The organism is Priestia sp. 53B2 (assembly GCF_056099005.1).
This window is the reverse complement of record NZ_JBLZXA010000033.1, coordinates 16,785-32,833: the sequence shown is the minus strand read 5'-3', so window position 1 is coordinate 32,833 and position 16,049 is coordinate 16,785. Positions and strand designations below refer to the sequence as shown.

Sequence of the window (16,049 nt, the reverse complement as noted above, 5' to 3'; positions counted from 1 at the left end):
CATATTTAAAGCCTAAAGGCTCTAAGAGAGGAAGGAGATCAGTTTTAATATAAAAATTAAGTAAGTCTTTTGGTTTCATAATTTCTCCTCGATTAGATGCTAAAGTTGATTTCCATTGGGTAGCAGCATGTAGCTAAAATATTCTTGAAAAACACCCGTTCCTTTGAGGCTATTCTTAACAGTGGTAGAATGCTTTTCTACTGCGTTACTATAAGCCGAATTTCTGGATGGAGTTCGTCCGGAAAGGTAAATAAGTTCTATAAATGGATCTTCTTTGTTCAAATTGAAGGATTTATTAATCAGTGATTCACCGAACTCTTTCGTTTTATCGTAATCTTCTCCAAAGTATTCTGGAAACAACTCAATCATAAAACCAAAAACAGCATTAAAAAATGCATCTTCTTTAAAATGGATGATTCCATAATGATAAAGTTCCTGCAGCAATTCTTCATAGTCATCATAATCACTTTCTTGTACTTTACTCGTGTTTTCTACACCCCATTCTACAACTAAATACCAACACAAAAAGCTAAGTTTGAGAAAAACCTTTAAGTCCTGAGGGTTTTCTTTCCAATTATGATATAACTTATCCCTTGCTGCATTCCAATCAGATTCTTTTTCCAACTGATCAGTATCTTTCAGTTCCCAGTTTTTCATAGATTACCTCCAATTTTCTTTTAGTCTCCTACTATAGATATTTTTTGGATTTCATAATTACTCAATATTCTTATTAATTCGCTCAATGCTGGATGATAATCTCCAGGGATAAATATTTTTATGTTCTCTAAATCCTTTATAAATTTATCAATTTCGTCTCGATCAAATTCTACGTTAGTCAAATAGTAATCTCTAATTTTTCTCAGATACAAATAACTTCCCCAGTTATTATTTGTGTGAAATAGAGCATCATGTAATGACTCTTCAATTTCTTTAAAATCAAGATACCGATCTTCTTTACCGTACATCTCAATATCAAGTCCCATGTGCTTCCCTCGCTTTCTAATTAATTTATCCAACTAAAGTAATTATATCGCTTTATAAATAAGTATCCTCTAATTAAATTTAATAAGGATAGCCATGATAAAAAAGTTCGCAAAAGTATACCTTTACGAACTTTTATTTTATATAAGAAATCTATCATTTTTATCGTTCGTTTAAGTTTTAAAATAAATTACGAACGTACGCTTAAATACAATCATTTTTACGAACGATTTTTGTAGAATAAGAAAGAGCCATACAGAATGAATGTAAAAATGAAAATTATTAGTACCCAAATGAGGCTGCCATGTAAATAATAAAAAAATTCATACCTGTTAGAGGTATGAACCTTTTAAACATATAATTAGTTACCAATGGGGATTTTTTATAATAGAATTAATCCAGCTATTAATAAGACAGCGCCAAGCATAATACGGAATCCTGAAGAAGATACTGGATCAGTTACTATATCAGATGCTACTGCTAAAAAAACTAAAGTTTTTTTAGTCTTTCCCTTTGTGTTTTTATCTTTTACAATTATTAAAATTCCTGAGATTAATAGATACAAACCAACTAGTAAAACTAATATAGGTATAAAAATTATTTCCACCTTCTTTTATGTATTATAGTGTATTTATTTTCTATGCTTTTTATAACGTAAATAGCCCTTTGTGTATGTACAAACAAACCTTTAGAAAACATCTAATATTGCTCCAATAATAATTGCTATTAAAAAATATATTAGGAGACTAAATGATAGTAAATATTCTCTAGTTTCTTTGTTATATCTCCACTCCATAAAGATTCGGAAACCTAGATAACATAAACAGAAAATAATTAACATGACCCACATAGGAACTTGATCAAAAGCAATAAAGAGTATAATAAAAACAACATAAAAACTGTTTTCTACCCATTTATGCCACTTGTTTACGTAATTTTTTTCGGTGTCGCGGTCATCTTTAACATTTAATTTTATAGCAAGGTACTTTGTAAGAAGGGACGCTACTAACAATAGTATTAATAGGTATAAAAATGTTTTTAGCAATAATATTCAACTCCTGTTTAAAATACATTTAATAGAGTGCCAACTCCTATAGAAGCTAAATAAAAGAAGAAGAAAATAACGGCTAAAAGGTGTTCCTTCGTTTCTCTTGCAAATTTCCATTCCATAAATATATTAAATCCCTGATAAACAATACAAAAAGCAACTAAAATAATCCACATAGGGACTTGATTATAATAGCTTAGGAAAAATAAAAATATTATATATAGTACAACTTCTATTCTTCAGTGCCACTTGTTTACTTTTTTTCTGTAAATCTCTGGATTGGTTTCTAAGCGCATCTTTTTCCTTAAGTATTTTTCAACATAATGAGACATATAAAACGCTACTATAATAAAAATCAAAAATTTGTACATAAATACCTCCTAATATCCAATAATATCATTTTTTTCTATTTTAATTAAATTAATCCACTTGCTATAGAATTAATTATATGACTTAAGACATGTTTCATTGAACAGTAAGAGGAGGCCTCACTCGTGAATAAAGATATAGTAGCAATCGAAAGTGATAAAATTGCGTTTTACAAAGATTTAAAATATATGTTACTGGGGGAAATGATAGAATAACAAAATTAACTGTTTAATAATAATGTGGAAAGCGAACGAGCTCTTATGTATCAAGAACTTGCGTTTTTTTAGGGTTCCGATAATTCAAACTTATGTAAACTCGAAAAGAAGAAGCCTGTATCTAAGGAGATACAGGCTTCTTCCCATACTGTTTAGGAATTTGTTCATTTGTCCTTACGAGGCCCTTTCGTTACGTATATCGGTTCATAACCAAAGTGCCTTGTGTAAGATACGAATATCTACTTTCAATTTGAGGCAATACGTTTGTCGAAGTCGCTGTTAATTCTTTCAAAACTAATCAGTCCCTTCTTAAAATAAGTATTTACCTTTTTACAACAGCCAATAATCTTAATGACGTTGTACTATATGTCTACCACATGTTTTAAAGTTAAAACGTTAATCCAACAAATTTTATGTGGATTTTCCCTTCATAATAAAACGGTTCGTTTGCGTTAAAGAGCAGCAGGTACGGATACGAATTAGTATTTTCGAACTTTTTTATTGATACTATCTTCTGTATTATTCATAATAGATTCGCCTTCAACATCAATAGTCGGTAGGGATTTATCAAGCCATTTAGGTAAATACCATGCAGACTTTCCTAAAAGCGTCATAACTGCAGGCACAAGTGTCATTCTCACCACGAATGCATCGAATAACACTCCAAAAGCCATTGATAAACCTGTTGATTTTATTGTTGAATCCTCTGCAAAAATAAAGCTAGCAAAAACTGAAATCATAATTAGACCAGCCGCCGTTACTACTGGACCACTATGTTTCAGACTCGAAAGAATGGATTTCTTTGCGTCTCTCAGATGTGTATAATCTTCACGCATGCGACTCACAAGAAATACTTCATAGTCCATTGCTAAACCAAATAAAATACCTGTCGTTAAAACTGGCATGAAATTTAATAACGGACCAGCTTCAGGAATACCAAAGAAATCAATAAAATGACCATCTTGTAATACAAAAACAGAAAATCCTAAAGTAGCGATTAAAGTCATTAAAAATCCTAATACAGCTTTGATAGGTACAAGAATGGAACGAAAGACAACTAAAAGTAATAGTAGAGCAAAGATAACAATTAAAGCTGCAAATTGAGGTAAAGCTTCTGAAAGTTTATCAGAGATATCAATGTTAACAGCAGTTGATCCTGTAACCATTAATTTTACTTTTTCATCTTTTTTTGTATTTTTTTCCTTTTCTCGAATATCATTAACTAGATCTTTCGTTTTAGAGTCATTAGGTCCCGTTTTAGGTAAAACAGTTACCATTGCAAATTTGCCAGATTGATTTGGAGTAGGGAGAGATACACTAGATACATTTGGCAAGTCACTTAGCTCTTTTGCCACCTTTGTAAAGGATACTTGTGTATCTTGACTTTTAGATCCATCTAGTACAACGACAAGAGGTCCATTTATTCCGTCTCCAAAGCCTTCTGCCATTAAATCGTACGCACGTCTTTCAATAGTTTCTTTTGATTTCATTCCATTATCAGGTAAACCTAGTTCCATATGAAGAACTGGAGAACTAATAATACCCGTGACAATTAAACATACTAGGACGATTTGTACAGGATAACGAGTAACAAACCGTCCCCATTTATTTGAATCCTTATTTTTTTTAACTACAAGAGACTTTTTAGAATCCACTTGTTTTTTTCGTTTAGGACTGAGGCGATGACCAAACATTCCTAATAGGGCAGGAACCAATGTAATGGAGACTAACATGACAATTAACACCGTAAAAGCTGCCGATAATCCCATTGATGTTAAGAATGGAATACCTACTACAGATAATCCACACAGGGCGACAATAACAGTTAATCCTGCAAATAATACTGCACTACCAGCAGTCGCAGTAGCACGAGCAATGGATTCTCTTACATTAAGCCCCTGGGCGAGCTGTTGGCGATGTCTTGAGATAATAAATAGTGCATAGTCAATTCCAACTGCTAAACCAATCATACTCGCAAGTGACAAACTTGTGGCTTGGACAGAGAAGAAATTTGAACTGATTAGAATTCCCATAGCACCGATACCTAGGCCTATAATAGCCGTAATAATTGGTAATCCTGCTGCAAGGAAAGATGCGAAAGTAAAAACTAAAATACCAAAAGCGATAACGATACCTACTAGTTCAGATGTACCGCCAATTTTGACGTGTGAGAAAGCAACTGTACCACCTATCTCCGTTTGAACACCATTTTTCTCAGCTAATTTTGCAATACCTTTTATCTTATCTTTTGAAGCATCCGTTACTTTATCTGCACTTACCTTATACATAATCGTTGCATAACCGATCTTTTTATTTTTACTGATTGTTCCTGCTTGGTAAGGATTTGCGATAGATTCAACGGCTTTGTCGTTAAGAGCAAGATCTAATGTATCTTGTATTTTTTTATGCGTAGAAGGTGATTCTAAGTTTTTCCCCTTGGGTGCTTTAAAGATAAGTTTGATTTGTCCACCATTATCATCACTATGTGGAAATTCCTTATTTAATACGTCCATTGCTTTTTCTGCTTTTGTTCCAGGAATCGACATATCATCATTAAATGTTATGCCCATAGTTCCTACTCCAATTGCTGCAACTATTAGGATGGCTATCCATCCAAAAAAGACTTGGCGGCGTTTTCGAGAAGCCCATTCACCTAATTTATAAAGATACTTTGCCATACAATCTCCTTTCATTCTTCAATTCAATATAGTAAAACATGATGTAAACAACCTTATTCCTTAAAATAAAAGGAGGTTGTTGTGAATACTTTTTTATTCTAATAAAAAAGTAAACAAAAAAAATCGTACATAAGGGCAACCTCCCTATGTACGTTTGGGCAACTCTCTATGTACTTTTCTAATTTTAAGTTAACGATGAAGGATTCCTTGGTCAATTGCAACTGCTACAGCCTCTGACCTTGAAGCTACCCCCAACTTTGTATAAATGCTTGTCAGGTGGGCTTTAACGGTGCGCTCTGCAATTCCTAAATCCAGTGCAATCTTTTTACTCGTCGCTCCACTTGCTACCGTTTGCAGTATACTTAGTTCTCTTTCTGTAAGAATGGACTCTCTAACAGTTGGTGAAGGTGATAAATTAGGTCGCTTTTCTTTATAAGCAAAGATTCTTGATGTAATTTCTGGTTGTAAAAGCGTTTCTCCTCTGATGGCAGATTCAATTGTTCTGAATAAATTTTCTCGACTTGTATCTTTTAATAAATATCCCTTTGCACCTAGGCTTAATCCTCGAATCATTAATTCATCCTCATTGTACGTTGTGAGAATAATAATAGGGATAGTTGAATTTTGTTCTTTTAGCCTTTCAATAGCTTCAAGACCACTCATTTTTGGCATGTTTAAGTCCATGAGAATCACATCTGGTTGCAAATTCTCAATAAGATTCAGTGCTATAGCTCCGTCTTCTGCCTCCGCGACTACTTCATAGGTATCACTGGTTTCTAAAATTAACTTTAAGCCTTCCCTCACAACAAAATGATCATCTACAATTAAAACTTTATATTTCACATTTATTCTCCTTTTGGTATCAGTACTTCTATCTGAATTATAGTTCCTTCTTGAGTTTTACTTTGAATATCTATGGTTCCTTTAAGTATACGAACACGTTCTTGCATACCAATTAATCCATAGTGACCTACTTGTTTACCGATTTTCTCTGAATCAAAACCTATGCCGTCATCTTTTATCTCTAGATATAAAATACCTTGTATTTTTTCTTCTATCGTTATCCATGCATGTTGAGCTTGAGAATGACGTGCAATATTTGTTAACCCCTCACTTATAATATGTTTGGCATGTTCCACAAACATTGAAGGCAAAGGCATTATAGCACCTGCCTTTAGTACAGAGTTTATTCCAGTTGTTGACCTAAAACGCTGAACTTCTTCCTCCACACTTTCTATAAACCCTATTTCCTCAACTGACTGTGTACGCAAGTCATCTATTGCACTGCGAGCATCGGCTAATGCCACACGTGCTCTTTCCATTGCTTGCTGTACAATCTCCTGGCCTCTTTTAACATTGTCATTACTCAAATGCGCATTAATCGCTTCTAGTTGCATAATGAGACCTGCCAAACCTTGAGCTAATGTATCATGTAAATCACGCGCCATTCGTTGACGTTCATTTGTAAGAGTCAACTGCTCTACTTTTTGATGGGCAAGCTCTAGCTCATGAAGAGATGTTTGAATACGAACTCTAGCCTGTACTTGCCTAAAAAACATAACAGCATATCCTACTATACTTATTATGAGAGGAATCATAATCATTAGATAAATAACTAACAAATGCAAATGTCCCATTAGAATAGTAGTAAGACACATTAAAAGAATACAAAACAAAGAAACCATTATTACTTTGCTTATTTGATAATAAATTCCTACGCTTTGTCCTATCAAAAGTGAATATAGTCCAATAAGTGCTGGTTGAAAACCATCAGGCATTGTAAGACCACAAAGAAAGGCTAAGCTTCCTTGAACAACGATATAAACCCAGGGTCTAAACATTTTAAAAACTTTAATAAAAGAATTTAATACAAAATATAAAGAAAAAAGAAACGTAAATAACAAGCTGTTTAACAACATGGGATGAGCTAATGTTTGAAGGATCATCGTAGCCGAATACGTTAATAGCAACCATGTAAAAATGGGTAGTCTACCTGCAAGAGACTGTTGTGAATCATAAGGAATCTTAGATATGGGCGGAGTATGTAGAGGATCCATCTTTCCCATTACTTAACCCCCTTTTCATTTGTTTAAATTAGGATTTCCTTTTGATATATACAGTTACACTTCTCTAATAGTAAATGTCAATTAATTTTAATGCAATTTTGTATCACAAAACTTCTATACTGATTAATCAAAAGTTGTTATTGAAGAAAGGGAAATTAGAGAATTTATTTTTCATCAATAACATAGCAATAATCGGGAAAACTTTAGAGTTTTTATTGAATATATGAAATCGTTCTTCGCTTCGATTAAGGTTATATGAAGGAATTCTCCTCTTATGTTCTCTTTAGACGTATAGACATAGACAACTTAGAGCCTCTAGTCCATTTCATGAAAAAGGTAACCAACTGGGACAACCTACAGCATATAACAACCCCTTACTTCTTACATAATCAGCTACCCCTTACCTACTGAGGTAAGGGGTCTTTTGTATTTTTCGATTGGACAGGCAAGCTTAATGCAGTAGCTTCATAGTATCTAAGGAATCACTACTTCACTTATTAATCAGTATCTATTTATATAATGTTACCGCATTGATAGTAGATTTTTATTTTTCTATACAAAGATTGCTCTGAGTCTCTTTATTCTGTTTTCGTTTAGATAGAACGTTGTCACCAACAATTACTACGACAGAAATGGCAAGGGCAAAAGCCCCAATCCAAGGAATATAATTCAACAAACCATTTTTGACAGCAATACCACCAATACCAGCTCCAGCTGCCATTCCAAGTTGTCCAGAAGCACTGTGTAAGCTAAGCACAATACTTGCTGCAGCAGGAGCAAGGTTTATAAGCTGAAATTGTATTGGCGTGCCGGAAGACCAAGCTGAAAGCGCCCAGAAAATAAGCAATACATAGAAAAGAAAAGCAAATTGACCGATAAACGGGAATAGCAATAGTGCAATAGCATGGAGTAAAATTCCTCCAGTTAATGTGCGGAATGATCCCCACTTATCTGTACTAAAACCTCCTAATTTGGATCCAATAGCGCTAGCAATACCAAATATAAAGAGAGCTGTAGTTACCCCTTGATTGCTCATTCCGAATGTATTTAAGAAATACGGTGAAATGTACGTAAATACAACGGAATATGAACCTAACCATAGAAACGTGATGAGCAAGTATGCTGAGATACGTGGTTTCATAAGAAATTTAAACTGCTCACGCAAAGGTACAGGTTCTTCAGCAACTGTTTTTGGTATAGTAAATAACGTTAAGGCGGATAAAAGTAATCCTACTACACCAAGCCCAATGAATATTACATTCCAATCATAATGCGAAGCCACAACTCTTCCTATAGGTACCCCTACAACCAAAGCAGTACTATTCCCCATAACAACTGTAGCAATCGCACCTCCCTGCTTTCCTGGAGCTGCTAAAACTGCAGCAAGGGTTAGAAGCGTAACTTGAATAATGCCGGCACTAAGGGCAGAGATGATTCTAGCTGCCATTAGCATTTCATAACCTGTTATAATCGCAATAAGAATATTAATGACAGAAAAAACGGTTAAAGCATAGACAAGAAGTTTTTTTCGTTCCAGTCGAGCAGTCATAGCAATTAGAAAAGGTGTCCCTGCACCAAAAGCTATTGAGAACACAGTAATTAGCTGTCCTGCAGATGAAGCTGAAATGTTATTGGCCTCAGCAATTCTGTCTAAGATTCCGGCAATAACATATTCTGATGTACCATTAAGAAAACTAATGATAGCTAACAAATAAATTTTCCACATATTTGACAAAATAAATCACACCTTTCGTTTTTGTATTTCTGTATTTCCGGAAATATAGATTTAAGTTCATAAATTAACCGAGCGTTTGAAAAATTAACTGTAAAGAGCTGATTTTTGTACATAGACAAAGTGACCTTTACAGTTTCTTAAAAAATATTTTATAAAGGTGACATACCATGAATTTAACGCGCTTATGATAACGATAGGTGATTTGCTTTAGCCTTTTTGTCTAAAGTACTAGTAATGGATATACTCAGAATTTAGATGAGGATACCTATCAAGCAACTTAGCCATAATCCAGACAAGAAAGATCATACCTCTTATTTCTATATTTCTATAAGTACAGAAATATAGAAATAAGAGAAATTACTCCATCACATATGGAGCATACTTTCCAATCAACTCACGGTCTAGGCTGTAGTATATATATGTGCCTTCTTTATAAGTACTCAGAAGTCCGCAATCAGTTAATTGTTTTAAGTGATGGGATAAAGTTGATCCAGCAATTGATTCAAGTTTTATCCCAATATCCGAACAACATAAATTTGCTTCATTAGCAAGCAAACGAGCAATTTTTAATCGGGTTGGTTCACCGAGTGCTTTATATATTTTTGTCGCCTGCTGTAACTTCGAGTTATCCTCCATTGTTATCACCTCCTTTCCTGAATCAATTAGACACATCATATGAGTACAAGCTAACCTTATAGTTGCAAGAATAGGTTTATTTCACAGATAACCCCTCTTCTTTAGCATGAGCTGGCTTAGTGATTTTCCATCCCAATAACATAACAATGAAACCTAAAAGTATAAGAAGATATAATGTCGGAACGAAGCTTCCTAGACAATCATGAAGAAAGCCGATTATAAATGGGCCCACTGCACCAATCATATATCCAATTGCTTGAGTCATTGCTGACCAAGTACTTGCTTCCATAGGGGACGATGCCTTATCTATTGGTAATAATAAAGTTAGCGAGACAAGACCACCACTACCAACCCCTAAACATATACTTGAAACAATAGGTGTCACGTTTGTAAAACATAAAAGGGATAAGCCAGTCATTACACTGAGGGTAAAGATTGTAATCCAAAGTCTTCTACTTGGTAGCACCCTCAAGAGACTAGGCAATAAAAGAGTAGCTGGCAACTGTGCAATCATAGCTATTGTACCTACAAGACCACCAAATGCTGACGTCCATCCTTTTTCCTCTACGATGGCTGGTAGCCAAGCTGCAAAACAATAAAACATAAGAGTTACAAGCCCTACAAAAGAGGTCAATAACCACGCCTTTTTATTTTTTAATGGTAAGGAGGCATTTCTTTTTTGTGCTGCTGTATGTGTATGAGAATGTTTAATTACCATAAACCAAAGTGGAACAGCGAATAGAGCAAGAATACTCCAGAATGCTAATCCGTTTTTCCATGAATTATTGAGCCAGTGTTGAAGTGGTGTCGTTAGCCCAATAGAAATGGATGCTCCCACTACCATTGAAGTAGAATATATACCTATCATGGATGCTGCCTTCTCCGGAAAGTGACTTTTAATGAAACCAGAGAGTAAAGGACTTACAATCCCAATTCCCGCGCCAATCAATAAAGCCGTTATCAATAGATAGATTGACGAATTTGTAAAGACACGCAAAAACGTTACAATACCTATAAAAGCGATAAAGAATGTGATTGTTTTCTCTGATTGATAGCGATTTGCTAGACGACCAGCGAATAACGAACAAAAACCAAAACATAATAAAGGAATAGATGTAAGTAGACTAGCCGAAGCAGAACTCATACCTAATTCCTTTGTTACTCCGTGCAAAACTGGACTAACTGAAGTTATACCAGGCCTAAGATTAAATGCTGCTAGTATGAGTGCAAATAGAAATAATTTATTGCGGTTGATCACTCTAATTACCTCCGATTAATTTCTTGAAGTTTAATTCTTTCTCATGGTACATTAGGTTCTAACATAAATGAAATGCATATTAATTATATGGGAGATAACAAAATAGTTATGAACAAATCGCAAATTGAACTTATTGTTCGAATATCAGAAACAGGAAGTTTTACAAAAGCTGGGGAAGAGCTACATATGACACAACCTGCGGTAAGTCGTACCGTAGCAACAATTGAATCGCAACTAGGAACAAAGTTAATTGAAAGAGATAAGAAAAATGGGTTATTTTTTACAGATGTAGGAGAGCGTGTATTAGTTATTTTCAGAAAGGTTCTGAGTGAATTACAAAAAGTAGATGAATTAGTTGCAGCTGAACAAGGGTTAGAAATTGGGAAGGTACACATTGGAGCTTACCGAACTGCTTGTACTAGATTTATTCCTAAAATCATACGTGCAATGGAGAATCAATATCCTGGTCTAGAAATCAAACTTTCGGAAGGGAGTGTAGATCAAGTTAAAGAGTGGTTACGTTCTAAATGCATTGATGTAGGAATTATTATTCCTCCTGATAAAGATTTCGATACCGTACCTTTAATGAAAGATCAACTGATTGTACTTATGCACTCAAGCCATCCTTTATATCAGAAAGAAACAATAGGTATTCCCGACTTACAAGGTGAAGATCTACTAATTGGAAAAGGGGGTTATGAGGTACAGGTTCATGCTTTATTCAAAGAGTATAACTTGACTCCTAAAGTACGGTTTGAAATGGATTATATAGAGACAGGATTAAGTATGATACAAGAAGGGTTAGGAATTACCATTACAACTAAAAAAAATATTTGGTCGTTGCCAGACCAAGTCGTTTTTCGTGAATTAAAACCAGATACGTTCAGAGATATCAATATAGCAGTGCTAGATATTAAAGATATATCCAAAGCAACAGATGCCTTTATTCAAACAGCTCTTACTCTTTTTGCTAACAAAGATGTTTAAATTCTAAAACAGCAAATTTATAGGACATCCTTTGCGGGATAGTCCTATAATCCAACTAATATTTTACGGCTGTTAGTCATTTTCAAGCGCTGAAATCACATCGGCAACCAGATGGTCGGCACCAGCGATAAGACCGTCTGGATGATGTGACAGGCCCAATCGTACCACGACTAAGTGCTGTGATGGAACGATTACAACATGCTGTCCCATATTACCCATGGCGAAAAATGCATCACGCGGCACATCCGGCATCCCCCATGGAAGACCATACGGCGCGTTGCCACTAGTTGCACGGTTAATCCAAAATCCAGCTCCATATCCGGTATTAAGTGTCTGTGAGGACGAGTATTTAACCCATCCATTCGGCAGGATGCGATCAGTGCCTGCTATACCATCATTAAGGTACAAGAGCCCAAAACGAGCCCAATCACGTGCTGTTGCTAACATAGACATTGCACCGTTTGGAGTGCCGGTCGCATCAAACTCCAGCGTCAACTTTTTCATACCAATCGGTCCAAAAAGTTGACGCTGCGCAAACTGTCGTACATCCGAGGCCCGACCACCAACGGTGTCGCGGATGATGCGTGAGAGAAGGATATAATTGCCGTCGGTGTAAGCCCATTGGCTTCCAGGCGTAGCAACTAGTTTTGTATTCTCAGCGAAACCCGCCATGTCTCGTTCCATAAAGATCATTCTAGATGCAGGATCAAAGCCTGAACTAGTCTGTTTAAGAGCGAGACCACTTGTTTGGCGTAACAATTGATCTATCGTGATCTTGTGGCGCGGATCCTGTTTATTTTGCCATGCTGAAATTGGTGCAGATTGATCGACATTCAGTTTTCCTTCTTTGACCAAAATGCCAATAAGTGCGTTGGTTACCGATTTGGTCGCCGAAAATCCCAACAATTGAGTATTCATTCCTATGCCAGGAGCATAACGCTCGGCAACGACCTTACCGTCTTTGACCACGACGATTGCTTGGGTGCGGATATAGGGTGGTTGCTCATGATCTGCAAAAGCTCGGTCGAGTGCGGCGCGCAGTTGCTCGTTCCTAGGCTCAACAACTTCGGACCCAGCTATCTCGGGAGCCTGTGAATTCAAAGGGCCAAAAGGGGAATTAAAATCAGGGGTTGCAGCCAGATTTACATCCTCAGGTTTATGAACCAACATGCAACCTATTCCCTCACCGTACACCGCCTGAGTTTTGTAAAGTCCCGCAATTGTCGTTGTTACTTCGTGTTTCTCACGGTTAACGTTGAAGCGAATTAAACGACTAATATACTTAATAGCACCTTGGGGCTTGACCATATCCGTGTAAACTCGATTGGGATTAAGACCCGATACAAACGCTCCAGAACAGATTTCCTTGCTGGCAAAACCCGAAGCAACCATCAACGGTTGATAAAGCACAACTCCTAAGCAAGTGGATAATGCCAACACGATTACGATAGCAAGCAACAATAATCTACGTTTAATTTTAATTTTAGAATGAATCGACAAAGGATTAATTTTCCTGAGTTTTATAAATGTTTCGAACAAGACCTCACACTCCATGTATACACCGTATACAAAATATTGTATGGATCGCTCCCCTATATACGTCGAGTAGCTTCCTATTTTCAGTATATAAAAGATGAATGGATAATTTAACCTTTTAAAAGTAATTTGATATAAAATTCAGAAATTTTTTTAGTTATAAGTTAAAGAGTAAAAGATGATTTTCAGTTATATATCTTAAGACACACCTTTCTATACAAACAAACGTTCAAACAAAAATATTAAATGATAAATAAGAAATATTTATTTGTAAAAAAATATTATAAAATTATTTTTATACATTAAGTAACAGTAACTTTTATCTTATAGATAATAGAAAAGAGTGATCAACCTGGAAGAAATAAAGGAGCAAGAAATCGATCTTGATAAAGTGTATGACTATACTGAATTTCCGGATAAGGTTAGTGGCCGGTGCGATAACTGCAACTCAGCTTACTTCAAAAGTTCTGTAAAAGGTGGCGTTTTCTTACGTGAATGTAGAGAATGCGGAATGAAGAAGAGTATATAAAATAAAAATGTGTAGTTTCAATATATAGTATCTGGTCCCTTAAGAACTCAAAGGGGCCTATATCTGTTTTTATTAAGTTTTACTAATAGGTGTTTGAGTTGAAGTGAGGAGGTTAAGAGCATTCAGATATTATGGTTTAGGCTCAATGTAAGAAGGAAACTCAGAAGGATGATGTGTGTCTATTACAAGTAATATATAAATAAACATAATCAATATAATACTTATCGCAATTAATGCAATGAAACGGAGAACCTTCTTGATTTTTTTATGTCTGCGGAATTGATAAAGATCAATAATATTATTCATATGAATCCTCCTACTCTTATTTATTTTAAAAACATATAATAAAAAAGGAAGATAAAACCTCCTCACTTATAACTCATAAGGTAGTTTTATCTCCCACTATACCATCATTTCACCTTTATTATACTCATAATTTAAAATTATCTGTTAATTTAAGCGTTAGTAACATAGTATACAACCTGGAAAATTAGATAATCTAATCATTATTATCTAATTTAAAAATTCATATGATATCCATCTTAAAAACAGAAAAACTACTGTTCCTCTTTAAAGGTATACTTTATCTTAATTGGGGTATGGAGGATTAAGGTCTTTCGAGGATAGATAGGAAATACTTAACATAATCTAAGACCATTACTCGTGCAGAATGGAGATGAAGGGTATGTGGAATACAAATAAAATACCTCGAGAAGAAGGAATAGATCACAGTTTGAGCCTTATAAGAGAAGGATATAGGTATATATTAAACAGACGTCAGAGTTTTAATTCTGATATTTTTGAGACCCGATTGCTTGGAAAGAAAGCAATCTGTATGGGAGGAAAGGAAGCAGCAGAAGTTTTTTATGACACTGAAAAGTTCCAAAGAAAAGACGCAGCACCAAATCGACTCGTCCAAACATTGTTTGGCAAGAATGGTGTTCAGGCTTTAGACGGAGAGGCTCATAAACATCGTAAGGAAATGTTTATGTCGATTATGTCGCCTGATGGAATTAAAAGCCTAATCAACATTACAAAAAAGCAGTGGGAGATAGCTATAGATAAATGGATACAGATGGATGAGGTTATTCTCTATAAAGAAGCAAAGGAAATTATGTGCAGGATAGCCTGTGAATGGGCTGGTGTACCGGTACAAGAAAAAGAAATTAGGGAACTGACAAAAGATTTGGGAGCGATGTTTGAATCGCCAGCTACAATCGGTCCAAACCATTGGCTCGGGAGAAATGCGCGAAATCGAGTGGAAAAGTGGATGGGAGAACTAATTGATGAGGTTCGTAGTGAAAATACGAATGTCTCCCCTAATACCATATTATACAGATTTGCGCAGTATCGTGATTTAGAAGGGAATCTTCTGGACACTAATACTGCTGCCGTAGAAGTAATAAACATCTTGAGACCAATTGTAGCGATTTCTATCTTTATTAATTTTATTACCCTGTCATTACACCATTTTCCTGAGGAGAAGGAAAAACTTAAATCTAGAGATAAAGAGTATGCACATATATTTATACAGGAAGTTCGTCGCTTTTATCCATTTTTCCCGTTTGTCACGGCATTGGTAAAAAAGGATTTCACTTGGAATAACTACAAATTTGAGAAAGGTACATTAACTTTGCTAGATCTTTACGGTACAAATCACGATCCTAAGATTTGGGACAATCCTGATGTATTCAATCCTGATCGGTTTACAGGATGGGAAGGAAGCCCATTCAGTTTCATTCCACAGGGTGGTGGTGATTACTTTATGGGACATCGTTGTGCAGGTGAGTGGGTCACTCTTGAAGTCATGAAAGTGAGTCTTGATTATCTAGTACATCGAATAGAGTATGAGATTCCTGACCAAGATTTAAGTTTTAGCATGGTCGATATGCCCTCTATTCCTCATAGTAAAATCATGATTAAAAGTATTAAAAAAACGCTTTAATTTAATAAAAAGAGGAGCCACTTTTGGCTCCTTTTACTTTTTTAATGAAAATCCACATCAATTTTT

Annotated in this window: 16 protein-coding genes; 3 read left to right on the top strand and 13 right to left on the bottom strand. The window is 35.3% G+C overall.

What is annotated here, in order from left to right; translation table 11 throughout:
* Positions 1 to 99: 99 nt before the first annotated feature.
* The 11 genes from ACN6NE_RS28440 to ACN6NE_RS28390 form a co-directional block, all read right to left on the bottom strand.
* The gene (locus ACN6NE_RS28440; protein ID WP_474328667.1) at positions 100 to 657 is read right to left on the bottom strand and encodes a hypothetical protein; all 558 of its coding nucleotides are present in this window, start codon (positions 655 to 657) and stop codon (positions 100 to 102) included.
* A 20-nt stretch (positions 658 to 677) separates the two neighbouring features.
* A complete protein-coding gene (locus ACN6NE_RS28435; protein WP_474328665.1) occupies positions 678 to 983 on the bottom strand; it encodes a hypothetical protein in 306 nt (101 codons plus the stop codon).
* 380 nt (positions 984 to 1,363) lie between these two features.
* On the bottom strand, positions 1,364 to 1,588 hold the full coding sequence (locus ACN6NE_RS28430) for a hypothetical protein (RefSeq protein WP_474328663.1): 225 nt from the start codon (positions 1,586 to 1,588) through the stop codon (positions 1,364 to 1,366).
* An 81-nt stretch (positions 1,589 to 1,669) separates the two neighbouring features.
* Entirely contained in the window at positions 1,670 to 1,993 is a 324-nt protein-coding gene (locus ACN6NE_RS28425) for a DUF4181 domain-containing protein (RefSeq protein ID WP_474328786.1), read from the bottom strand.
* A 50-nt stretch (positions 1,994 to 2,043) separates the two neighbouring features.
* Positions 2,044 to 2,247: a DUF4181 domain-containing protein gene (locus ACN6NE_RS28420; RefSeq protein ID WP_474328784.1), complete on the bottom strand. Its 204-nt coding sequence runs from the start codon at positions 2,245 to 2,247 to the stop codon at positions 2,044 to 2,046.
* An 845-nt stretch (positions 2,248 to 3,092) separates the two neighbouring features.
* Complete coding sequence (locus ACN6NE_RS28415) at positions 3,093 to 5,291, bottom strand: MMPL family transporter (RefSeq protein ID WP_474328661.1); 2,199 nt, start codon at positions 5,289 to 5,291, stop codon at positions 3,093 to 3,095.
* A 189-nt stretch (positions 5,292 to 5,480) separates the two neighbouring features.
* The gene (locus ACN6NE_RS28410) at positions 5,481 to 6,134 is read right to left on the bottom strand and encodes a response regulator transcription factor (protein ID WP_474328659.1); all 654 of its coding nucleotides are present in this window, start codon (positions 6,132 to 6,134) and stop codon (positions 5,481 to 5,483) included.
* Positions 6,135 to 6,136: 2 nt separating this feature from the next.
* Positions 6,137 to 7,357, bottom strand: a complete 1,221-nt coding sequence (locus ACN6NE_RS28405; RefSeq protein WP_474328657.1) for a sensor histidine kinase — start codon at positions 7,355 to 7,357, stop codon at positions 6,137 to 6,139.
* Positions 7,358 to 7,901: 544 nt separating this feature from the next.
* The gene (locus tag ACN6NE_RS28400; RefSeq protein ID WP_474328782.1) at positions 7,902 to 9,083 is read right to left on the bottom strand and encodes an MFS transporter; all 1,182 of its coding nucleotides are present in this window, start codon (positions 9,081 to 9,083) and stop codon (positions 7,902 to 7,904) included.
* A 366-nt stretch (positions 9,084 to 9,449) separates the two neighbouring features.
* Complete coding sequence (locus ACN6NE_RS28395; protein WP_098622546.1) at positions 9,450 to 9,728, bottom strand: ArsR/SmtB family transcription factor; 279 nt, start codon at positions 9,726 to 9,728, stop codon at positions 9,450 to 9,452.
* Between the two features lie 76 nt (positions 9,729 to 9,804).
* The gene (locus ACN6NE_RS28390; RefSeq protein WP_474328655.1) at positions 9,805 to 10,986 is read right to left on the bottom strand and encodes an MFS transporter; all 1,182 of its coding nucleotides are present in this window, start codon (positions 10,984 to 10,986) and stop codon (positions 9,805 to 9,807) included.
* Between the two features lie 108 nt (positions 10,987 to 11,094).
* Here ACN6NE_RS28390 and ACN6NE_RS28385 point away from each other — a divergent pair, with 108 nt between their 5' ends.
* A complete protein-coding gene (locus ACN6NE_RS28385; RefSeq protein WP_474328653.1) occupies positions 11,095 to 11,973 on the top strand; it encodes a LysR family transcriptional regulator in 879 nt (292 codons plus the stop codon).
* Between the two features lie 72 nt (positions 11,974 to 12,045).
* Here ACN6NE_RS28385 and ACN6NE_RS28380 read toward each other — a convergent pair whose 3' ends face one another.
* Positions 12,046 to 13,512: a serine hydrolase domain-containing protein gene (locus tag ACN6NE_RS28380; protein WP_474328651.1), complete on the bottom strand. Its 1,467-nt coding sequence runs from the start codon at positions 13,510 to 13,512 to the stop codon at positions 12,046 to 12,048.
* 349 nt (positions 13,513 to 13,861) lie between these two features.
* Between ACN6NE_RS28380 and ACN6NE_RS28375 the strand changes: the two genes are divergently transcribed.
* Positions 13,862 to 14,038, top strand: coding sequence for a DUF8096 family protein (locus ACN6NE_RS28375; protein ID WP_474328780.1), 177 nt, complete (start codon positions 13,862 to 13,864; stop codon positions 14,036 to 14,038).
* 129 nt (positions 14,039 to 14,167) lie between these two features.
* On the opposite strand, the gene ACN6NE_RS28370 is transcribed toward ACN6NE_RS28375, so the two are convergent.
* Positions 14,168 to 14,344 (bottom strand): hypothetical protein, encoded by a 177-nt coding sequence (locus ACN6NE_RS28370; RefSeq protein ID WP_165351771.1) that lies wholly within the window; start codon positions 14,342 to 14,344, stop codon positions 14,168 to 14,170.
* A gap of 379 nt (positions 14,345 to 14,723) precedes the next feature.
* Between ACN6NE_RS28370 and ACN6NE_RS28365 the strand changes: the two genes are divergently transcribed.
* Positions 14,724 to 15,983 carry a cytochrome P450 gene (locus ACN6NE_RS28365; protein WP_474328649.1) on the top strand — a complete coding sequence of 420 codons (1,260 nt, stop codon included), beginning with the start codon at positions 14,724 to 14,726 and terminating at the stop codon, positions 15,981 to 15,983.
* The last annotated feature ends 66 nt before the right edge of the window (positions 15,984 to 16,049 follow it).